At 67.9% G+C, this 21,149-nt stretch carries 22 protein-coding genes; 14 read left to right on the top strand and 8 right to left on the bottom strand.

What is annotated here, in order from left to right:
- The first annotated feature begins 103 nt into the window (after nucleotides 1-103).
- The 11 genes from ACFSCT_RS01425 to ureG all read left to right on the top strand — a co-directional run bounded on the left by ACFSCT_RS01425 (nucleotide 104) and on the right by ureG (nucleotide 7,264).
- On the top strand, nucleotides 104-952 hold the full coding sequence (locus ACFSCT_RS01425; protein ID WP_379139524.1) for an urease accessory protein UreD: 849 nt from the start codon (nucleotides 104-106) through the stop codon (nucleotides 950-952).
- 8 nt (nucleotides 953-960) lie between these two features.
- Nucleotides 961-1,263: an urease subunit gamma gene (locus tag ACFSCT_RS01420; RefSeq protein WP_379139523.1), complete on the top strand. Its 303-nt coding sequence runs from the start codon at nucleotides 961-963 to the stop codon at nucleotides 1,261-1,263.
- 48 nt (nucleotides 1,264-1,311) lie between these two features.
- A complete protein-coding gene (locus ACFSCT_RS01415; RefSeq protein ID WP_379139522.1) occupies nucleotides 1,312-1,620 on the top strand; it encodes an urease subunit beta in 309 nt (102 codons plus the stop codon).
- A gap of 39 nt (nucleotides 1,621-1,659) precedes the next feature.
- The gene (locus tag ACFSCT_RS01410) at nucleotides 1,660-2,475 is read left to right on the top strand and encodes a cyclase family protein (RefSeq protein WP_379139521.1); all 816 of its coding nucleotides are present in this window, start codon (nucleotides 1,660-1,662) and stop codon (nucleotides 2,473-2,475) included.
- The gene (locus ACFSCT_RS01405; protein WP_379139520.1) at nucleotides 2,475-2,870 is read left to right on the top strand and encodes a carboxymuconolactone decarboxylase family protein; all 396 of its coding nucleotides are present in this window, start codon (nucleotides 2,475-2,477) and stop codon (nucleotides 2,868-2,870) included. The genes ACFSCT_RS01410 and ACFSCT_RS01405 overlap by 1 nt, the downstream gene beginning before the upstream one ends.
- A 12-nt stretch (nucleotides 2,871-2,882) precedes the next feature.
- Nucleotides 2,883-4,589, top strand: coding sequence for an urease subunit alpha (gene ureC, locus ACFSCT_RS01400; protein WP_379139519.1), 1,707 nt, complete (start codon nucleotides 2,883-2,885; stop codon nucleotides 4,587-4,589).
- A gap of 127 nt (nucleotides 4,590-4,716) precedes the next feature.
- Complete coding sequence (locus ACFSCT_RS01395) at nucleotides 4,717-4,959, top strand: hypothetical protein (RefSeq protein WP_379139518.1); 243 nt, start codon at nucleotides 4,717-4,719, stop codon at nucleotides 4,957-4,959.
- Between the two features lie 297 nt (nucleotides 4,960-5,256).
- Nucleotides 5,257-5,499 carry a DUF1127 domain-containing protein gene (locus ACFSCT_RS01390; RefSeq protein ID WP_379139517.1) on the top strand — a complete coding sequence of 81 codons (243 nt, stop codon included), beginning with the start codon at nucleotides 5,257-5,259 and terminating at the stop codon, nucleotides 5,497-5,499.
- Nucleotides 5,500-5,521: 22 nt separating this feature from the next.
- On the top strand, nucleotides 5,522-6,028 hold the full coding sequence (locus ACFSCT_RS01385; RefSeq protein ID WP_379139516.1) for an urease accessory protein UreE: 507 nt from the start codon (nucleotides 5,522-5,524) through the stop codon (nucleotides 6,026-6,028).
- The gene (locus ACFSCT_RS01380) at nucleotides 6,015-6,650 is read left to right on the top strand and encodes an urease accessory protein UreF (RefSeq protein WP_379139515.1); all 636 of its coding nucleotides are present in this window, start codon (nucleotides 6,015-6,017) and stop codon (nucleotides 6,648-6,650) included. Before ACFSCT_RS01385 ends, ACFSCT_RS01380 begins: the two co-directional genes overlap by 14 nt.
- Entirely contained in the window at nucleotides 6,647-7,264 is a 618-nt protein-coding gene (gene ureG / locus ACFSCT_RS01375) for an urease accessory protein UreG (RefSeq protein ID WP_379139514.1), read from the top strand. Before ACFSCT_RS01380 ends, ureG begins: the two co-directional genes overlap by 4 nt.
- A 21-nt stretch (nucleotides 7,265-7,285) precedes the next feature.
- Here ureG and hemC read toward each other — a convergent pair whose 3' ends face one another.
- On the bottom strand, nucleotides 7,286-8,215 hold the full coding sequence (gene hemC, locus ACFSCT_RS01370; RefSeq protein WP_379139513.1) for a hydroxymethylbilane synthase: 930 nt from the start codon (nucleotides 8,213-8,215) through the stop codon (nucleotides 7,286-7,288).
- Nucleotides 8,216-8,306: 91 nt separating this feature from the next.
- Here hemC and hemE point away from each other — a divergent pair, with 91 nt between their 5' ends.
- Genes hemE through ACFSCT_RS01355 form a run of 3 tightly spaced genes read left to right on the top strand, consistent with a single transcriptional unit; the run spans nucleotide 8,307 to nucleotide 11,403 of the window.
- Nucleotides 8,307-9,338, top strand: a complete 1,032-nt coding sequence (hemE, locus tag ACFSCT_RS01365) for a uroporphyrinogen decarboxylase (protein ID WP_379139512.1) — start codon at nucleotides 8,307-8,309, stop codon at nucleotides 9,336-9,338.
- A complete protein-coding gene (locus ACFSCT_RS01360) occupies nucleotides 9,335-10,219 on the top strand; it encodes an EamA family transporter (protein ID WP_379139511.1) in 885 nt (294 codons plus the stop codon). The genes hemE and ACFSCT_RS01360 overlap by 4 nt, the downstream gene beginning before the upstream one ends.
- Before the next feature lie 32 nt (nucleotides 10,220-10,251).
- Nucleotides 10,252-11,403 (top strand): FAD-dependent oxidoreductase, encoded by a 1,152-nt coding sequence (locus ACFSCT_RS01355; protein ID WP_379139510.1) that lies wholly within the window; start codon nucleotides 10,252-10,254, stop codon nucleotides 11,401-11,403.
- An 83-nt stretch (nucleotides 11,404-11,486) separates the two neighbouring features.
- Here ACFSCT_RS01355 and glmM read toward each other — a convergent pair whose 3' ends face one another.
- The 7 genes from glmM to ACFSCT_RS01320 all read right to left on the bottom strand — a co-directional run bounded on the left by glmM (nucleotide 11,487) and on the right by ACFSCT_RS01320 (nucleotide 21,132).
- Nucleotides 11,487-12,830, bottom strand: coding sequence for a phosphoglucosamine mutase (glmM, locus tag ACFSCT_RS01350; RefSeq protein ID WP_379139509.1), 1,344 nt, complete (start codon nucleotides 12,828-12,830; stop codon nucleotides 11,487-11,489).
- Nucleotides 12,831-12,866: 36 nt separating this feature from the next.
- Entirely contained in the window at nucleotides 12,867-13,874 is a 1,008-nt protein-coding gene (gene folP, locus ACFSCT_RS01345) for a dihydropteroate synthase (RefSeq protein WP_379139508.1), read from the bottom strand.
- A 3-nt stretch (nucleotides 13,875-13,877) separates the two neighbouring features.
- Nucleotides 13,878-14,735, bottom strand: a complete 858-nt coding sequence (locus tag ACFSCT_RS01340) for a dihydroneopterin aldolase (protein ID WP_379139507.1) — start codon at nucleotides 14,733-14,735, stop codon at nucleotides 13,878-13,880.
- A 155-nt stretch (nucleotides 14,736-14,890) separates the two neighbouring features.
- A complete protein-coding gene (locus tag ACFSCT_RS01335) occupies nucleotides 14,891-15,592 on the bottom strand; it encodes a cell wall hydrolase (RefSeq protein WP_379139506.1) in 702 nt (233 codons plus the stop codon).
- A gap of 240 nt (nucleotides 15,593-15,832) precedes the next feature.
- Nucleotides 15,833-18,370, bottom strand: a complete 2,538-nt coding sequence (locus ACFSCT_RS01330; protein ID WP_379139505.1) for a putative PEP-binding protein — start codon at nucleotides 18,368-18,370, stop codon at nucleotides 15,833-15,835.
- A 75-nt stretch (nucleotides 18,371-18,445) separates the two neighbouring features.
- Nucleotides 18,446-20,662, bottom strand: coding sequence for a glycine--tRNA ligase subunit beta (glyS, locus tag ACFSCT_RS01325; protein ID WP_379139504.1), 2,217 nt, complete (start codon nucleotides 20,660-20,662; stop codon nucleotides 18,446-18,448).
- The gene (locus ACFSCT_RS01320; protein WP_379139503.1) at nucleotides 20,662-21,132 is read right to left on the bottom strand and encodes a DUF6446 family protein; all 471 of its coding nucleotides are present in this window, start codon (nucleotides 21,130-21,132) and stop codon (nucleotides 20,662-20,664) included. Before ACFSCT_RS01320 ends, glyS begins: the two co-directional genes overlap by 1 nt.
- Nucleotides 21,133-21,149: the final 17 nt, after the last annotated feature.

Here is a 21,149-nt window from a genome sequence, read left to right as displayed (position 1 = left end):
AGTGGCGGCCGCGACCGATCGCATATCGCTTGCACCGCTGTCTGGAGGCGCGTCTCGGCGGTAATCCGGTCCGGCGATACCTCTGGGACACTGTCCGCCGGCCATGCTTGATTACCCGCCCGCCTCGACCCTGCAATTGCCCCGCGTCCGGGGCGAGGCCGCCGTGCGGGTCCGGCGTGACGGCGCCAGCTTGCGGCTGGCGCATCTGCGGCAGGTCGGCGCGGCCAAGGCAATGTTGCCGCAGGGCCAAAGCGTCGCGGCGGATGGCGACCGCGCCTTCGAGGTGGTTTTTCTGAATACCGCCGGCGGCCTTACCGGCGGTGACCGTCTGGCCTTCAGCCTTGAACTCGGCCCGCAGGCGCGCGCGACCGCGACCACCCAGACGGCCGAGCGCGCCTATCGCAGCCGCCACGGCGCCGCGCATGCCACCATCGCCTTCCGCGTCGGCGCCGGCGCGCATCTGGACTGGCTGCCGCAGGAAACCATCCTGTTCGACGCCGCCCATCTTGACCGCAAGACCGAGATCGACCTGGCCCCGAACGCGACATGTCTCTGGGTCGAAAGCACCACCCTTGGCCGGGCCGCGATGGGCGAGACGATCGGCACGCTTTTCTTTCGGGACCGCCGCCGCATCACCCGCGCCGGCCGGCCGGTGCTGACCGACCCGTTCATGCTGGATGGGCCGATGATCGCCGCCGGGGCGCCGGCGCTGATCCCGCAGGGCATGCGCGCCTTCGCGACCGTCGTCCTGATCGCGCCACATGCCCCGGACCGTCTCGCCGCCATGCGGGACGCATTGGACGAAGCGGGCGTGATCTCGGCCGCCTCTGCCCTGCCCGGCCGGCTGATGCTGCGGCTGATGGCGGCGGATGGCTGGCCGCTCAGACGCCAGATCCTGCGGCTGATACCGATATTGCGCCCGGGCCCGCTGCCCCGCGTCTGGCAAATCTGAGGAAACCCATGAACCTGTCCCCGCGTGAGAAAGAAAAGCTGCTGGTTTCGGTCGCCGCGATGGTTGCCCGGGCGCGCCTTGCCCGCGGCGTCAAGCTGAACCACCCCGAGGCGGTGGCGCTGATCTCGGATTTCGTGGTCGAAGGCGCGCGCGACGGCCGTTCGGTCGCCGATCTGATGGAGGCCGGCGCCGGTGTCGTCACCGCCCGCCAATGCATGCCCGGCATCCCCGAAATGATCGACCAGATCCAGGTCGAAGCCACATTCCCGGACGGCACCAAGCTGGTCACCGTCCATCATCCGATCCGCTGAAAGGTTTCCGATGCCCCTTCAATCCCGCCCAAACCCGACGGCCGCCGCATGATCCCGGGCGAGATCATGCCGGCGGCGGGCAAGATCACGCTGAATGCCGACCGTGCCGCGATCACGCTGATGGTCGCGAATACCGGCGACCGACCCATACAGGTCGGCAGCCATTACCATTTTGCCGAAACCAACGCCGGGCTGGCCTTTGACCGGGACAGGGCGCGCGGCAATCGGCTGGACATCCCGTCCGGCACCGCCGTGCGGTTCGAACCCGGCCAGACCCGCGAGGTTCGGCTGATCCCCTTTGCCGGTCAACGGAAAATCTTTGGCTTTCAGGGCCGGGTCATGGGAGCATTGCCCTGATTCCGGGACCGTCCCGGTGGCAGAGGAAAGGACAAGACCATGTGCAATGCCTGTGTGATCGAAAACGTCAAACGGACCATGCTGAGCCGGCGCAGCCTGTTCACCGGCGCCGCCGCCTCGGGGGCGGCCGCGCTGGCCATGGGCGCGGTTTCGGCGCGTCCGGCGCTTGCCCAGGCCACGGGCAAGGTCGTCGATCTGACCCATGTGCTCGACGAGAAATTCCCCACCTTCGACGGCCAGCCCGGCATTCTTTACGAAGAGAACGTGAATTTCGACCAGTCCGGCTATCAGCTTTGGAAGCTGACGATATTCGAGCATTCCGGCACCCATATCGATGCGCCGCTGCATTTCTCCAAGGACGGCAAATCGGTGGCCGAGCTGGATCCGGCGGGGCTGATCTGCCCGCTCTGCATCGTCGACATCAAGTCGAAGGCAGCCGAGGATGCCAATGCGATGGTCGAACCCGAGGATCTGGACGCGTGGATCTCGGCCAACGGCGAGATTCCGAAGGGTGCCTGCGTGGCGATGAACGCGGGCTGGGCGGCGAAGGTCGGAACGCCCGCGTTTCGCAACACGCCCGACGACAATTTCGCCTTTCCGGGCTTTTCCAAGGCGGCGACCGACCGGCTGGCCGAGCTGGGCGCGGGCGCGATCGGGGTCGACAGCCTGTCGCTCGACCCCGGAAACTCGGCGGATTTCGCGGTGCATAATTCGTGGCTTCCGGGCGGCCGCTTCGGGATCGAATGTCTGGCCAATCTGGACCAGTTGCCGGCCAAGGGCGCGACGCTTTTCGCGGGCGCGCCAAAGCATGCGCGCGGCACCGGCGGCCCGGCCCGCATTCTGGCGGTGATCTGATGGCCACGCTGCCGCTTATGGATGACCGGACCGCGCCCTCCGACAGCCGCGCGGTCTTTGACGACATCCGCACCCGCCGCCAGACCGATTACGTCAATAACTTCTGGCGCGCGCTCGCGCATGATCCGGCGCTGTTGCGGGCCACGTGGGAGCGGCTGAACGCGGTCATGGCCCCCGGCGCGCTGGATCCTTTGGTGAAAGAGCTGATCTATATCGCGGTCTCGACCGCCAATGGCTGCGGCTATTGCGTGCATTCCCATACCGCAGCCGCGCGCGCCAAGGGCATGACACCCGACCAGCATGCCGAACTGCTGGCCGTGATCGGCATGGCCAGCCAGACCAATGCGCTGGCCACCGCGCTTCAGGTGTCGGTGGACGATCAGTTCAAGGCCTGAAGGAGCCTTTCGATGCCCGTGACCATTGCCCGCGCCGACTATGCCGCCATGTACGGCCCGACCACCGGCGACCGGCTGCGGCTGGGCGACACCGACCTGATCATCGAGGTTGAGCGCGACCTGACTACCTATGGCGAAGAGGTGAAATTCGGCGGTGGCAAGGTGATCCGCGACGGCATGGGACAGTCGCAGCAAAGCCGGGCCGAGGGCGCGATGGATACGGTCATCACCAATGCGCTGATCCTTGACCACAGCGGCATCTACAAGGCCGACGTGGGCCTGCGCGACGGCCGGATCGCCGGTATCGGCAAGGCCGGCAACCCCGACACGCAGCCCGCCGTGACCATGGCCATCGGCCCGGGGACCGAGATCATCGCGGGCGAAGGCCGGATTCTGACCGCTGGCGGGATGGACGCACATATTCACCTGATCTGTCCGCAACAGGCCGAGGACGCGCTGGCATCCGGCATCACCACATGGCTCGGGGGTGGCACCGGGCCCGCGCATGGGACGCTCGCCACGACCTGCACCCCCGGCCCGTGGCACATCGGGCGGATGCTGATGGCGGCGGATGAACTGCCGCTGAACCTGATCCTTTCGGCCAAGGGCAATGCCAGCCTGCCCGCGCCGCTTGAGGAAATGGTCCGGGCCGGTGCCGCCACGCTGAAGCTCCACGAGGATTGGGGCACCACCCCCGCCGCCATCGACTGCGCGCTGCGGGTGGCGGATGCGATGGATGTGCAGGTCACGATCCACACCGACACGCTGAATGAAAGCGGCTTTGTCGAAAACACCCTTGCGGCAATCGGCGGCCGCACGATCCACGCCTTTCACACCGAAGGTGCGGGCGGCGGTCATGCGCCCGACATCATCCGGGTCTGCGGGCATCCGAACGTGATCCCGTCCTCGACCAACCCGACGCGGCCGTTCACCGCCAACACGGTCGAGGAACATCTGGACATGCTGATGGTCTGCCATCACCTCGACCCCCGCGTGCCCGAGGACGTGGCCTTCGCCGAAAGCCGTATCCGGCGCGAGACCATCGCGGCCGAGGATATCCTGCACGACATGGGCGCGTTCAGCATCATCTCCTCGGACAGTCAGGCCATGGGCCGGGTGGGCGAGGTCATCACCCGGACATGGCAGACGGCGCACAAGATGCGGGTCCAGCGCGGCCGGCTGGAGGGTGAAAGCGGGCAGAACGACAATCTGCGCGCGCGGCGCTATGTGGCGAAATACACCATCAACCCGGCCATCGCCCACGGTGTCAGCCATGAACTTGGCAGCGTGGCGGTCGGCAAACGCGCCGATCTGGTGCTGTGGAACCCGGCATTTTTCGGCGCCAAACCCGAAATGGTCCTGATCGGCGGCATGATCGCGCTGGCGCAGATGGGGGACCCGAACGGCTCGATCCCGGCGCAACCGTTCTACGCGCGGCGGATGTGGGGAACGATGGGCCGGGCGCGTCACGCCTCGGGCGTGGCGTTTCTGTCGCAGGCGGCGGCCGAGGCGGGGGTGGGTGACCGTCTTGGCCTTGGCAAGCCGGTTCAGGCCGTGCGCGGCACCCGCGACATCGGCAAGGCCGACATGGTTCTGAACGACACCATGCCGGAAATCGAGGTCGACCCCGAAACCTACGAGGTGCGCGCGAACGGCACGCTTCTGACCTGCGAACCGGCCAGCGTGCTGCCGCTTGCGCAGCGGTATTTTCTTTTCTGATCAATGAACAGGCAGCTTCCCGCAAGACGCAATGCTGCATTGCAGCAAAACCCGGTGGACCGAACCGCGATGACCCGCTATCTTGATGCTCATGGGAGGAAACCTTTACGGACGAATGAGGTTTCCGATGACGTACAATCCGACCACCACCCCGACCCGTGGCCGCCGTGGCGGCTTGGTTGCAGCACTCGGCGACGGCACCAAAAAACTCTTTGCGAAGATCGGCCAATGGATGATCGCCTATGGCGAAATCCACGCCCGCACCCGGCAGATCGAGGCGCTGATGAAGCTCAGCGACGCGCAGCTCGCCGCCCGTGGCCTGACCCGCGAGACGATCGTGCGGCACGTTTTCCGCGACCGGCTTATCTGACCGACCCGGGATCCGGCGGATGCGCGGCCGAGGGGCGGCGCCTTCCGTTGCACGCCTTGGCCGCATTACATGCCTTGGCCGCGCATAGCTTGGCCGCCCTGTCGTCCGACGACGGGCGGCCTTTTGTCGCAGCATGGGCTGATGCTTCGCAAGACCCTGAATTTCATGGGCATTCCCGCAAAGCCAAGGGTTTACCCCCGCGCAACGCTGCGTTGCGGCGAAAGCCGGTGGTAATGCCGTATTCGCCTGCCTATCTCCCCTTTCAAGAAAGCAAACCTGCATCGAAAGGGGATGCCAATGTCAGATTTCAGTTCTTACGATCACGCGATCCGGCCGAACGGGCTTTTTTCGCGGATCATCGCCGTTCCGGCCCGTGCGGGGTCGGTGATCATCGCCATCGCGAAATCCTATGCCGACGCCGTCCGGCGCATGCAGGAAATCCGGGCCTTCAACCGTTTGTCCGACAAGCAACTGGCCGCGCGTGGCCTGACCCGGCAGGACATCACCCGCCATGTCTACCGCGACCACATGAACGCCTGATGCGCAGCCCGGGGGGTGCGGTATGATCGCGCCCGCCCTGCCCCGCGCCACCGAGGTGATCCGCGGCCCGCTGGACGGCGGGACAGATGATCGGGTGACGCTTGATTACGAGGCCCGGTTTCTGCGGCGCAAACGGCTGACCATGGCCAGCGGCGCCGCGTTTCTGGCCGATCTTCCCGAAACCGTCAGTCTTGATCCCGGCGATGCGCTTTTGCTGGACGATGGCCGCCGCATCGCGGTTGTCGCGGCGATGGAGCCATGCCTGCGGGTGACCGGCCCGGCGCTTGCGCGGCTGGCATGGCATATCGGCAACCGCCATACCCCGTGCCAGATCGCCGACGACCATCTGCTGATCCGCGCCGATCATGTGCTCGAGGCGATGCTGCGCGGTCTTGGCGCACAGGTCACGCCGACCATGGCGCCCTTCGCGCCGGAAGGCGGTGCCTATGGTCACGGGCGCACCATGGGCCATGATCACGGCCCCGCCAGCGGTCCGGGCGGCAAGGCCGGATTTCATGTCCACCGCTGAGGCGCTGAGCCTGATCCAATGGTTGTCGCCCGCCTTTCCGACCGGCGGCTTCGCCTATTCGCACGGGCTGGAACAGGCGATGGCCGGGGGCGCGGTGACCGATGCCGCGCAGGCGGCGGCATGGGTCGGCGATATTCTGGCGCATGGTTCGGGCTGGAACGACGCGGTGCTTCTGGCCTGCGGGCTGCGTGGCGATGATCTGGGGGCGCTTTCGGAGCATGCCCTGGCGCTCAGCGGGTCGTCCGAACGCTGGATCGAGACCCGCGATCAGGGCCGGGCCTTCGCCGCGACGGTTTCCGCGATCACCGGCCGCGACCTTCCGCCCCGCCCCCTGCCCGTCGCGCTGGCCGAGGCCGCGCGGCCGCTGAACCTGCCCCCGGCACAGGTCATCGGCCATTACCTGCATGGCTTCGCCGCCAACCTGATCGGCGCCGCGACGCGGTTTCTGCCGCTTGGGCAGGCACAGGCGCAGGCGGCGCTGGCGGGGCTGCATCCGCTGATCGCGGAGCTTGCCGCGCGCGCCGCCGACAGCGGCCTTGACGATCCGCACAGCAGCACATTCGCCGCCGAACTGGCGGCGATGCAGCACGAAACCCTTCAGCCAAGGATATTCCTGACATGAGCAACGGCCCCCTTCGCGTCGGCATCGGCGGCCCCGTCGGCGCCGGCAAGACCACCCTGACCGAACAGCTTTGCCGCGCCCTGGCCGGGCGGCTGTCGATGGCGGTGATCACCAACGACATCTACACCCGCGAGGATGCCGAGGCGCTGATGCGCGCGCAGGTCCTGCCGCAGGACCGCATTCGCGGGGTCGAAACCGGCGGCTGCCCGCATACCGCCATCCGCGAGGACGCCAGCATCAACCTTGCCGCCGTCGCCGATCTTCGGACCGCGCATCCCGACCTCGACCTGATCCTGATCGAATCGGGCGGCGACAATCTGGCCGCCACCTTCTCGCCCGAGCTTGCCGATCTGACCATCTATGTCATCGACACGGCCGCCGGTCAGGACATTCCGCGCAAGCGTGGCCCTGGGCTGGCGCGATCCGATCTGCTGGTGGTGAACAAGACCGACCTCGCCCCCCATGTCGGGGTCGATCTGGACCGGTTGCGGACCGATGCCGCCGCCGCGCGGGGCGATCGCCCTTTTGTCATGGCGCAGATGCGGCAGGGGGCCGGCATCGCCGAGGTCGTGGCTTTTCTGGAGCGTGAGGGCGGCCTGATCCTGCGCCCGTGACCGATCCCGTGGGGGCTTACCTCAGCCCCGCCACGTGAAGAAATCGGCGGGGGCGAGGGTCAAAAGCTCATCGGCAAGGTCGCGGCCAAGCGTTTCGGCCTGATCGGCGGGGCCGTTGCGCTCTCCGGTCAGGACCGCCGATCCGTCGGGGCGCAGGATCTCGCCCCGGATCCGCAGGCCGAAATCGGTCAGCTCGGCCAGCCCGGCAATCGGCGTCTGGCAGGACCCGTCGAGTGCCGCCAGATAGGCGCGCTCGGCCCGGATGCGGGTTGCGGTCGGCGCGTCGTTGATCGCCGCCAGCAGCCCGGCGATGCGGGCATCGTCCCGGCGCCGCTCGACCCCGATGCAGCCCTGTGCCACGGCGGGCAGCATTTCCTCGGGCGGGATCGCGCTGCGCGCCACGTCAAGCCGGCCCAGACGCCGCAACCCCGCCATGGCCAGAAACGTGGCCGCCGCAACGCCGTCATCAAGCTTGCGCAGCCGGGTCTGCACATTGCCGCGAAATTCCACCACCCGAAGATCCGGCCGCCGCCAGATCAGTTGCGCCCGCCGCCGCAGGCTGGAGGTGCCGACCACCGCGCCGGCGGGCAGTTCGGACAGTGCCGCGTAAGCCGGGCTGACAAAGGCGTCGCGCACATCCTCGCGCGGCAGGAAACAGTCTATGACCAGCGGATCGGGTTGCAGGACCGGCATGTCCTTCATGGAATGCACCGCGATGTCGATGCCTCCGTCCAGCAGCGCGTCCTCGATCTCGCGGGTGAACAGCCCCTTGCCGCCGATGTCCTTCAGCGCGCGGTCGGTGACCCGGTCGCCGGTGGTGCTGATCACCACGATCTCGAAAGCCTCGGCCGGCAAGCCATGCGCAGCCATCAGCCGGTCGCGGGTCTCATGCGCCTGCGCCAGCGCCAAAGCCGAACCCCGGGTACCTATGCGTATCAGTTCCTGTGCCATGTCCGCCTGTTAGACCCGGCCGCCCTGCTTGACAACCGCCCTGCTTGACAACCGACCTGCGGCGCGGTGATTGGGGGCGAAAGGTGACGACATGACTGAAAAAAACATCCTGCGCGCGCTTAAGGGGGAAACCCTGCCGGTGCCGCCGGTCTGGATGATGCGGCAGGCCGGGCGCTACCTGCCCGAATATCGCGCGACCCGGGCCAAGGCCGGCGATTTTCTCAGCCTCTGCTACACCCCCGATCTCGCGGCCGAGGTCACGCTGCAACCGATCCGCCGCTATGGCTTTGACGCGGCCATCCTGTTCGCCGATATCCTGTTGATTCCGCAGGCTCTTGGGCTTGATCTGTGGTTCGTTGCCGGCGAAGGGCCGCGGTTGTCGCCGGTTGCCGAAATCGGCGGCGTGGCGGCGCTGCGCCCGGCCGAGGCCATCCATGACACGTTGGGCCCGGTCTATCAGACCCTGCGCATCCTGACCCGCGAGCTGCCGCCCGCGACCACGCTGATCGGCTTTGCCGGCGCGCCGTGGACGGTTGCCACCTATATGGTCGCCGGGCGCGGCACCCCCGATCAGGCCCCCGCCCATCGCATGATCGCCGAGGATCGCGCCGGGTTCGCCGCGCTGATTGGCCGCATCGAGGCCGCGACGATCGAATATCTGTCGGCCCAGATCGACGCCGGCGCCGAGGTGGTGAAGCTGTTCGACAGCTGGGCGGGCAGCCTGAAAGGCGCGGATTTCGACGCATTCGCGCTGGCGCCGGTCGCCCGGATCATCGCGGCGCTGAAAGCCCGCCACCCCGGCGTGCCGGTCATCGCCTTCCCGCGCGAGGCTGGTCCGCGTTACGCCGGATTTCACGCCGCGACCGGCGCCGATTGCGTGGCGCTGGACAATTCGGTCGATGCCGATTGGGCGGCCGCGCATGTGCAGACCGGGGGCTGCGTGCAGGGAAACCTCGCGCCCGGGCATATGGTCACCGGCGGGCAGGCGCTTGTCGATGAAACCCGCCGCATCGCGCGGGCCTTCAGCCGTGGCCCGCATATCTTCAATCTGGGCCATGGCATCACCCCCGATGCTGATCCCGAACATGTCGCACTGATGATCCGGACCCTCCGCGAACCATGATCTGGGTCGTGCCGACGCTGATCGCGGCCGCAGCCCAGACGGCGCGCAACGCCATGCAGGCCGGGCTGACCCGCAGCATCGGCACGCTTGGCGCAACCCAGGTCCGCTTCGTCTTTGGCCTGCCCTTCGCGGTGATCTTCCTGCTGGCGGTGGTTCTGGTCACCGGCCAGCCGGTGCCGCGGATGGGCGCCGGCGCGCTTGGTTTCACGATCATCGGGGCGACCGCCCAGATCGCGGCCACGGCGCTGATGCTGTGGGCGATGAGCCGGCGTTCCTTCGCTGTCGCCACCGCGTGGATCAAGACCGAGCCGGTGATGGTGGCGATCTTCGGCGTCATCGCTCTGGGCGATCACCTGAGCATGATGCAGACAGCGGCGATCCTGATCGCGACGCTGGGCGTGGTGCTGATCTCGGCCCGCGACGGGCTGGCCAGCATGCTTTCGGACAGCCGCCCGGCGCTGGCGGGCATTGCGGCGGGGGCGCTTTTCGGCGCATCGGCGGTCGGGTTCCGCGGCGCGATCCTTGGGCTCGACGGCGGCGATCAGTTGATCCGCGCCACCACGACGCTGGTCTGGGCGCTGGCCATGCAGACGCTGATGCTGGGCGGCTGGCTGCTGGTCTTTCGCCGGCAGGCGCTGATCGGCGGCTTCAGGGAATGGCGCGCGTCGCTGCCGGCGGGCTTCATGGGTGCGCTCGCCTCGCAATTCTGGTTTCTCGGCTTCGCGCTGACCTCGGCGGCGAATGTGCGCACGCTCGCGCTGGTCGAGGTCATCTTCGCCCAGATCGTCAGCCGCCGCATCTTCCGCCAGCATATCGCGCGCCGCGAACTTGCCGGAATGGCGCTGATCATCGTCGGCGTGATCGTTTTGGTCCGCAGCTAGCCGGCCGGCGCGCGCCCTGTCATAGGTTGCCCATGGACAAGCACATCATCATCGTCGGCGCGGGTATCGGCGGGCTGACCGCGGCGCTGGCGCTGGCCCGGCGCGGCGCGCGCGTCACCGTGCTGGAACGCGCCCCCGACCTGACCGAGGTCGGCGCCGGCCTGCAGATCAGCCCGAACGGCGGCAGGGTTCTGGCCGCGCTGGGACTGTCCGAGGCGCTTGACGCGATATCGCTGCCAAGCCGGGGGGTGGAGCTGTGGAACGGTGAGTCCGGCCGCAGGGTCGCGCGGCTGGATTTTCCGCGCCGCCGCCCCGACCAGCCGTTTCGCATGATCCACCGTGCCCGGCTGATCGAGATACTGGGCGCGGCCGCGACGGCCGCCGGCGCGCGGGTCGAGACCGGCGTCACGGTCACCAAACTCACCGCCGCGACCCCGCCCCGGCTGGACCTTGCCGATGGCACCACGCGCGGGGCTGATCTGATCATCGGCGCGGACGGGCTGCGCGCGGTCACCCGCGACGCGATCGGCCAAGCCTCCGCCCCCCGTTTCACCGGACAGACGGCGTGGCGCGCGCTCATCCCCGACCCGGACGGGGCGCCGCCACTGGCGCAGGTCTTCATGGGCAGGGGGCGGCATCTGGTCAGCTATCCGCTTGCCGGCGGTCTGCGCAACATCGTGGCGGTCGAGGAACGCGATGACTGGACCGCCGAGGGCTGGTCGCACCGCGACGACCCCGATCACCTGCGCCGCGCCTTCGCCGGCTTTGCCGCGCCGGTGCCCGGCTGGCTGTCGCAGGTCGGGGAATGCGGGCTCTGGGGGCTGTTCCGCCACCCTGTCGCCGCCGCGTGGTACGGCCCCGGACTGGCGCTTCTGGGCGATGCGGTCCATCCGACCCTGCCGTTCCTTGCCCAGGGCGCGGTCATGGCCATCGAAGACGCGTGGGTGCTGGCGGATTGTCTGGACCGGGACCCCGACCAGAACACCGCCCTTGCCCGTTATCAGGCCCGGCGATTGCCCCGCACCCGCCGCATCGTCCGCGCCGCGAACGGCAATGCACGCGCCTATCACCTGTCGGGCCTCACCCGGATGATCGGCCACGCGGGCCTGCGCCTGATGAACACCATCCCCGGCGCGCTGGAGGCCCGTTTCAACTGGCTTTACGACTTCGATCCGACCGCCTGAGATCGTCTTTCTTGCGCAAATATCCCGGGGTCCGGGGCAGAGCCCCGGAGGGTAATCACCGGAGAACGTCCGCGCCTTGCCGGTCAGGCCGCCGATTCCACCGCCGCGACGATGCCGCTGACGACGTCTTTCAACAGCACCTCGTCCTCGGCCTCGGCCATGACCCGGATCAGCGGCTCGGTGCCCGATTTGCGGATCAACACCCGGCCGGTGCCGGCCAGACGGGTTTCCGCATCGGCGATGACCGCGCGGACGGCCGGGCGTGACAGCGGGTCGGCGCCGGCGGCATAGCGGACGTTCTTCAGCATCTGCGGCACCGGCTCGAACTGTTCGACCAGACTGCTCGCGGGCTCACGGCTTTCGGCCATCGCGGCCAGAAATTGCAGCCCGGCGATCAGCCCGTCGCCGGTGGTCGCGTAATCGGTCATGACGATATGGCCCGACTGCTCACCGCCCAGATTGAAGCCCGCGCCCCGCATCCGTTCGACCACATAGCGGTCTCCCACGGCGGTCCGCTCCAGCCGCAGACCGCGGCCGGTCAGGAACCGCTCGAGCCCGAGGTTCGACATCACCGTGGCCACCAGCGCGCCGCCGCGCAGCCGGCCCGCATCGGCCCAGCGTCCGGCCAACAGCGCCATAAGCTGGTCGCCATCCGCCAGCCGGCCCTTTTCGTCGATGATCATCACCCGGTCGGCATCGCCGTCCAGCGTGATCCCGATATCGGCGCCGTTTTCCACCACCGCCCGCTGGGCGGCCTCCGGGTGGGTCGAGCCGACCCCGAGGTTGATATTCTGGCCGTTCGGGTTCACCCCAAGCGCGATGACCTCGGCGCCCAGCTCCCACAGCACATCGGGGGCGGCGCGATAGGCGGCGCCGTTCGCGCAGTCGATCACCACCTTCAGCCCGTCCAGCCGCAGCCCCTGCGGGAAGGTGGTCTTGGCATATTCCATATAGCGGTGGCGGCCGTCGTCGATACGGCGCGCGCGGCCGATGTTCTGCGGCTGGGCAAGCTGGAAATCGTTTTCAAGAATGGCCTCGATTTCCGCTTCGGCGTCGTCGGACAGCTTGAAGCCGTCGGGGCCGAAGAACTTGATGCCATTGTCATCGGCCGGGTTGTGGCTGGCCGAGATCATGATCCCCAGGTCCGCCCGCATGGACCGGGTCAGATAGCCGACCGCAGGCGTCGGGACCGGGCCCAGCAAAAGCACGTTCATGCCGGTGCTGGTCAGTCCGGCGGTCAGCGCGTTTTCCAGCATATAGCCCGACTGCCGGGTGTCCTTGCCCATCACGACCCGGTGGCCGTTCTTGCCGTCCCGCCGGAAATAGCGGCCCGCCGCCGCGCCCAGCTTCAGCGCCATTTCGGCGGTCATCGGGAAACTGTTCGCCCGGCCCCTGATACCGTCGGTTCCAAAAAACTTCCTGACCATTCCGCTGCCCCTTGTTGATTATTGTTCTTTCGCCCGTCACCCTGCCTTATCACCCAGCGCCTGCCAAAGCCGCAAACCCTGCGCGATCATCCCGACATCGTGAACGCGGTGAATCTGCACCCCCTGCGCCACCGCTGCAAGTGTCACCGCCAGCGTCCCCGGCCCGCGCGCGGCCGCATCCGCCGCGCCGCCTATGGTCCCGATGAACCGCTTGCGCGAGACGCCCAGAAGGATCGGGCAACCCAGATCGTGAAACAGCCCGATCCGCCGCAGCAGCGCCAGATTATGCGCCTGCGTCTTGCCAAAGCCGATGCCCGGGTCGACCACGATCCGTTCTTGCGGGACGCCGGCCGCCCGCGCGACCCCGATCATCGCGGCAAGGGCATCGAAAACATCCAGCAGAACATCGCCGTAGCGCGGATCCTGCTGCATCACATCAGGGGTGCCCTGCGCATGCATGACGCAGACCGGAACGCCGGCCCGAGCCACCTCGGTCGCCATCAGCGGATCGAACGCCAGCCCCGAGACGTCGTTGATCATCGCTGCGCCGGCCGCCACGGCGGCACCGGCCACCCGTGCCTTGCGGGTGTCGATCGACACTGGCGCCAGATCGCGGATCGCGGCGATGATCGGGGCGGTCCGGGCGATTTCATCCTCGATACCGACCACGGCCGCACCGGGCCGGGTCGATTCGCCGCCGATGTCGAGGATCTCGGCGCCCTCGGTCACCATGCGCCGGGCGTGATTCACCGCACCCAAAGGGTCGGTGAACAGCCCGCCATCCGAAAAACTGTCGGGGGTGACGTTCAATATCCCCATGATCCGCGGCCGGTCCATCGTCAGGCCGCCCATGGTCAGGCCGCACAGCGCCGCCCGCGCCGAGGACAGCCGCGCCAGCACCTCGGGCGCGATGCGGGCAAGCGGAAGGGTCTCGGGCGGGTGATCGCGGCGCAGGACCTCGACCCGGTCGAAATGCGCCCAGCCCCCGGCGATGGGCAGGCTGTCCGGTCCGGGCGCGCAGGGAATCGGGCGGTGATAGCGCATCGGCTAGACCTTGCGGCGCGTCACGGGAATGGCGAAGCCGGCGGGCGGCGGCGGCGGATCATCGCCCGAGGCCAGCGCGAACTCGACCCGCGCGGCGTTCATCCGCGCGGCCAGCCAAAACGCCAGCTCGGCCGGGTCGGCCGGGACATCGGTGTCGGCGGTCATGCGCGCGGGCGCCCAGACCGCCGTCCGCCCCTCGGTCACCGCCCAGTCGAGTTCCGTGCGGCTGTCGGCCACCAGCGCGCCGGGAATATCCGCCGCCAGCGCCCAAGCCGCCTGATCCAGCGCGATCAGCGCGATTCGCCGGGCCGCGCCCGGATCGGTAACAAACGGCCCGGCGGTGGCGGCGGCGGGCACGACGATCACCGGACCGCCGGCCCCCGCCCCACCATTCCCGGGCCCGCCATTCCCCCGCCCGCCATTCCCGCGCCCGATCACCAGCACCACCGGTTGGGGCTGGCCGGCCGCGACCGCCTGCACCCGAGGCGTTCGGCGGGTGATGGTCACCCCCAGCGCGCCCGGCGCCCGGTCGAGCTTTTCCACCGTGACGGTGACGCAGGCGGCCTGCGGATGGGCAAGGATCTGGGCGGCGATACGTTCGGCCAGCGTCTCGACCAGGTTCAGCCGCTCATCCGCAAGGGCGGTCGCGACCGCCTCGACCAGCCGGTCGTAGGACAGGATGCGGTCCACATCGTCGCCCACATCCTGCACGCCCTGCGCCAGCTCGACCAGAATGTCGAAACGCAGCCGCTGGCCGACGCCGCGCTCGGTCTGAAACGCGCCGATCTCGGCGGTGACGACATGGTCGCGCAGATGGATTCGGTCGGGCGGAAGGGCGGGTTCGGAAAGCGGTTCACTCATGGCGGCAGATTATCCGCGCAGGCCGGTCGCCGCATCTGCAAAACGACCATTCCGACCCCCGCCCCCGACATAACAAGGCCCCCGGCGTATTCCCGCCAGAGGCCATGTCATTCGCTGTCCCGCGAAACTCAGGCCGGTTCCGGCCCGGTTTGGTATTAATTGGACGCGACCCGGCTGGCGTTGCCGCGACGATAGAAGATATGGCTGCCGATACGGGCGGTCCGGGTGAACCGGCTCGACCATGCCGGACGGACCGCCGGGGTATGGAAATAGGTGGCACCGCCGGTCAGGCTGCGCGGCGCGCCCGAAAGCGCGGCACGGGCGACTTTCGACACGCGGGCGAAGGCGCCGTTTTCGCGCACCCGCTTCAGACCCGCACCCTTATAGCTGAACTGGCCGGGCTGGTTGACCACGCCGCAAACGCTTTTGGGAAATGCCGGGCTGTCGACGCGGTTCAGGATAACTTCGGCCACCGCTGCCTGACCTTTCGCGCCCTCGCCCCGGGCTTCGAAATAAAGCGCCTCGGACAGGCACTTGAAATCGGCTTCCGTATAGGCGACGGCCGCGGCCGCTTGCTGTGCCCCGCCGACTTGCTGGGGGCCGCCGACGCGGATCGGCGTGCGCGGGTTCGTCGGGGCCATCCGGGCGGCGGTACGCTCCTGCGACTGGATCAGACGTTCCTGGAAGGTGATGGCGCCGCGTGCGGCACCAACGGGCGAAGTGGTAGCGGTGGTCTTGGCAGCCAGTTCTTCGGGGCTGAGGTGATTGATATTCGCTTCGGCATATGCCGTACCGGCGGGCAGGGCTAGCGTAACACACACAAGCAGCCACCCCAGCCTGCGATTAAGCTTGGGCATCGTCGTTCCTGTTTTACGTTTCCTGAACCTTGTTAGGTCCTGTGCCGGCGAGTTTTTTTCTGGCTTCACCGACGGTCTGAGCGACGGTTAGGCAAATCCGTACCGGCCGGTCTACCGGATGAATCCGATTCCGGGCCGAAAACGATGGAACCCGATTGATTTTGGCGGATTTTTGCCGAGCGGGCGGGGTGAATCTGGCGGGATTCAGCCCTATGCACGTTTAGCGTGTGCGCATTGCGCCTATGATTCGTGGCGTTCGCTGATTGCCAACTGCGCCGCCGTCAGCCGTGCGACCGGCACCCGGAAGGGCGAACAGGACACGTAATCGACCCCGGCCGCGCGGCAGAAGGCGATCGATTCGGGGTTGCCGCCATGCTCGCCGCAGACTGAAATCGTGATGCCCGGCTGATGCGCGCGCGCCCGCTGGCAGCCGATCTGCAACAGCTCGCCCACGCCTTCCTGATCCAGAATATGGAACGGGTCCTCGGAATAGACCCCCTGCCCGACATAGGTGTTCATGAAACGTCCCGCGTCATCGCGTGACAACCCATAGGTCATCTGGGTCAAGTCGTTGGTGCCGAAAGACAAAAACGCGGAATGCTCGGCGATGTCCCCGGCCCGCAAGGCAGCGCGCGGGGTTTCCACCATGACGCCCAGGCGATAGGCGAAATCGGCGCGCGTCTCGTTGCGGACCGCGGCCGCCACGGCGTCGATGCGGGTCTTGACCAGTTCGACCTCGCGCCGGGCGCTGACCAGCGGGATCATGATCTCGGGCACCACGGTCGCGCCCATGGTGGCGACGGCGACCGTCGCCTCGAAGATCGCCCGCGCCTGCATGTCGTAAATTTCGGGCATGGTGATGCCCAGCCGGACGCCGCGCATGCCCAGCATCGGGTTGAACTCGGACAGCGCGTCGATGCGGCGCACCACGTCCGACAGCGGCAGATCCAGCGTTTCGGCAAGCGCCCGCGCACCTTCGCGGTCGCTGGGCAGGAATTCATGCAGCGGCGGGTCGAACAGCCGGATGCAGACCGGCAGCCCGGCCATGATGCTGAACAATTCCGCGAAATCCATGCGCTGCATGGGCAAAAGCCGGTCCAGCGCCGAACGCCGGTCCTCGGACCGGTCGGCGAAGATCATCTCGCGCATGACCGAGAGGCGCGCTTCGTCAAAGAACATATGCTCGGTCCGGCACAGCCCGATGCCCTGCGCGGCGAAATTCCGCGCCGTGCGGGCGTCCGCGGGGGTGTCGGCATTGGCGCGCACACCGATGTCGCGGTTCTCGTCCGCCCATTTCAGCAGGGTGTTGAAACTGTCGTCCAGCGCCGGTTGCAGCATCGCGGCCTCGCCGGCCAGAACCTCGCCGCGGGTGCCGTCGATGGTGATCACGTCGCCGGTCCGGAACACGCGGCCGCCAACCGACAGCCGCCCCTCGCGCAGGTCGATGCGAATACCGCCCGCGCCGACGATGCAGGGCAGGCCAAGCCCGCGCGCGATCACCGCCGCGTGGCTGGTCATGCCGCCGCGCTCGGTCAGCACCGCGACCGAGGCATGCATGCCGCGAATATCCTCGGGCACGGTTTCGCGGCGCACCAGCACACAGGCCTCGCCCCGGGCCTGCGCGCTTTGGGCCTCGGCGGCGGTAAAGACGATCCGCCCCGTCGCCGCGCCCGGGCTTGCGTTGACCCCGCGCGCGATGATGTCGCGCGGCTTGCGGCTGTCGACCTGATAATGCAGCAAATCCGACAGCGCCCGGGGCTCGACCCGCATAACCGCCTCGTCCTGCGGGATGATGCCGTCCTGCGCCATCGACACCGCGATCCGCACGCCTGCGCGCGAGGATCGCGCCACCCGGGTCGCGTCGATGATCGACAGCTCGCCGTCGGAAATGACGAATTCAAGCTGCATTTCCTCGCGCAGCCGCTGCCGGGCAAGGGCGCCGAAGCGGATCAAGTCGGCAAACGCTTCGGGCGCGACTTCCTCAAGCGCGGGGCCGCGCGGGTCGCGCATCAGATACAGCGTCTCGGCCCCCTCGCCCATGGTGCTGCCCTGCATCTGGCCGCGGAACCGGCCGGTGATGGCCGGCGCGCCGGTTTCGCTGTCCACGAACTGGATCGTGCCCGATCCGGTTATCCCCGGCCCCAGCGCAAGCGCCATGTCCTGAATGACCAGCCCCAGCGCCGCATCGGCGGGCGCGCCCTTGGCCTGCCGCAAAAGCCGGGCGGTCGTGCCCTCCCACGCGCGGGCCATCGAGCGCATGACCTCGGTCAACTGGCGGACCGGATCCTGGGGAAAATCCTCATCGGTTTCGGCGCGGTAGGCCCGCAAGGCACGTTCCAGCGCGCCGGGCCCCGAATCGGAAAACATGTCGGGGTCCAGCCGCGCCACGTGAACGGCATAGGTCTGCACGAAACCGAGATAGATTGCATCGGCCGCCGCCTGACCACGGGTGTCGATCAGCGCCTTGTGCTTGGCGTCGTTGATGCCGACGTTCAGAACCGATTTCGGGCCGCCCCATTCGGGATCGGGGGCCGAGGGGCGGACGCCGACCAGCCCCTGCCCTTCGCTGAGGACGCGGGAAAAGGCACCGTCGCCGATGGTCTGCCCGGCCGCGAGCGCGCGGACCGCCGACGAAGGCACCGCAAAGGATCGCGGCACCGCCAGCCCCATGCGCACCAGCCGCTGAAGGCATTTGGCGCGCCAGCCATGACGGTCCACCTCGACCTCGGCCGAAGGGGTTATTTCAACGAAGGCGTTCGGGGCGACAGCGTGCGACATATTGCGCACCATAGCCACGCCGCGGTTTATGCTGCAAGTGCGAAAGATTCGCTTGTCCGGCCCTTTTCCGCCATGTCAACCCTCGATCCGGGTGAAATCGGCGATCTGCCGCCCGGCCTCGCGGATGCGGGACAGCAGATTCAGCCGGTTGCGGCGCAGGATCTGCTTGTCGGTGTTGACCTGCACCGCCTCGAAAAACGCATCGATGGGGGCACGAAGTGCTGCGATGGCGGTCATGGCGGCGGGGAAATCCTCGGCCGCGATGGCCTTGCGGATCGCCGGTTCGGCGGTGTCGAGGGCTGCGAACAGCGCGCGTTCCTCGTCGGTTTCAGCGAATTTCGGGTCCGCGCCGAAGGAGTATTCGACGCCGTCCTTTTCCTCGGCCTGCGCGAGGATGTTCCCGGCGCGCTTAAGACCCTGCGTGAGGTTGATGCCGTCCTCGGTTTTCAGCATGTCGTTCAATGCGGTGGCGCGGTTGACGACAAGGACGAGGTCGCAGTTCCCCGGTTGCTCCAGCACCGCGTCTATAATGTCATGCCGAACCCCTTGATCGCGCAGATAGACCTTGAGGCGGTCATGCAGGAAGCCCCGCAGATCGTCGCTGACAGCTGGATCATGTTCGGCAATCAGCGGCAACCATGCCGGGGCGTCTGCACGCGCGGTGTCGACCAGCGCGCGGGTCGACGCGCCGGACATCCCGGCCGAAGCCGCCGTGTCGAGAATCTGGCGCAGCAGATCGGGCTGTGCAGGATCGGCGCCAATCTGGTGCCGCAGGGTCTGCACATCATTCAGGGAATCGACCGACAGGCGAATCCGGTTGCCCAACACCAACCGAATAACCCCCAACGCCGCCCGGCGCAGCGCGAAGGGATCCTTCGACCCGGTGGGTTTATCGTCGATCGCCCAGAATCCGGTCAGCGTGTCGATCTTGTCGGCCAGCGCCACGGCGACCGAAACCGGCGCGGTCGGCACTGCGTCCGAGGGTCCAAGCGGCGCGTAATGATCGCGGGCGGCGTCGGCCACGGCTTCGGGTTTTCCCGCCGCCAGCGCGTAATACCGCCCCATCGTGCCCTGCAATTCGGGGAACTCGCCGACCATCGCGGAACGCAGGTCGAGCTTCGCCAGCTTCGCGGCCTCCTCGGCCTGATCCGGGTCGGCGCTGACCAGGGGCGCGATCTCGCGGGCCAGCGCCGCGATGCGGGCGATGCGGTCGGCCTGCGATCCGAGCTTGTTGTGGAAGGTCACATGCGTCAGCCCCTCGGCCCATGCGCCCATCCCGGCCTTGGCCTCGCGCAGGTCGTTTTCATAGAAGAAGGCCGCGTCCGACAGCCGCGCCGCCAGCACGCGCTGGTTGCCGGCAAGGATCGTCGCGCCGTCGTCCGGGGTCTCGATATTGGCGACGGTCACAAACCCCTCGATCCGGCCGGTTTTCGGGTTCCGGGCGGAAAAGAACTTCTGGTGTTCCTTCATCGAGGTCTGCAGCACCTCGGGCGGCAGGACCAGAAACCGGTCCTCGATCACCCCCATCAGCGGCACCGGCCATTCGACAAGGCCCGCGACCTCGGTCAATAGCCCGTCATCGCTCACGATCTCCCAGCCGCGCGCGAAGGCGAGGTTGTCGGCGTGCTGGCGGATTTCGGCTTCACGCTCATCGGTGCTCAGCATCACCCGGGCGCGGCGCAGTTTGGCGACGTAATCCTCAAAACCCATCACCGCAAAGGCATCGGGAGCCATGAAGCGGTGGCCGCGCGTGGTGTCGCCGGCGGTGATGCCGTCGATGGCCAAGGGCACCACATTGCTGCCGGATTCGTCCGAAAGCAGGCAGATGATCGAATGCAAGGGCCGCACCCAGCGCAGGTTGCCCGACCCCCAGCGCATGGATTTCGGCCAGGGGAAGGTGCGGATCACGTTTTCCAACACCTCGGCCACGATCCGGGCGGCGGGGCGCCCGGGCTTTTCCAGCGTGGCGAACCAGACCTGCCCCTTCTTGTCGTCGCGCTTCTCAAGCTGGTCCCGGGTCAGCCCGGTCGCGCGCAAAAAACCCTCAAGCGCGGCCTCGGGCGCGTCGGTGCGCGGGCCTTTGCGTTCCTCGCGCGTGGTCGGGCTGTGGTCGGTCAGCCCCTCGACGGTCAGGGTCAGGCGGCGCGGCGTCGAAAAGGCGCCGGCGCCGGCATAGGTCAGCCCGGCCTCGACCAGACCGTCGGTGACCAGTTTCTTCAGATCCTCGCGCGCGCGGGCCTGCATGCGGGCGGGGATTTCCTCGGAAAAAAGTTCGATCAGCAGGTCGGGCATCACTCGATGGTCCTTTTTTCTTCGGCGGCTTCGTTCAGTTGGTGCCAGCCATAGGCGCGGCCGTCGGGATAGACGGCGATCACCCGGTCCGCGCCGGGCCGGATATCGGACTGGCCAAGATAGGCGGTGGCGGCGCCCGAGGCGAGATCACGGTCGATCTGGCCGGCATCGAAGCACGAGAACCAGCGCGGCCCGACCAGCGGCTCGGCGTTGGGGAAAGGTTCGGCGCCGGCCGGCAGCGGCTCGGCCAGCCGAAAGCAGGCCCGCCAGCGAATGGGCGAGCTGTTGGCGTCGATGGCTTCAAGATCGGTCGCGCCCAGCGGCACGGGCTTGCCGTCGACGACCACGGTCGGTTGCGCCGCCGAGGGATCGAGCCGCGCGTAATAGCCGTATTCCTGCGTGTACCAGACCCCGGCCCCGACGGCGACCGCCGAGACGAGAATCGCTAAGACTGGCCATTTTCCGTTCATGCTGTCACCTTGGCGGC

This window comes from Paracoccus pacificus (assembly GCF_042680785.1).
In the GTDB taxonomy this organism is placed as follows: Bacteria; Pseudomonadota; Alphaproteobacteria; order Rhodobacterales; family Rhodobacteraceae; genus Paracoccus; species Paracoccus pacificus.
This window is presented reverse-complemented; position numbering and strand designations above follow the sequence as displayed.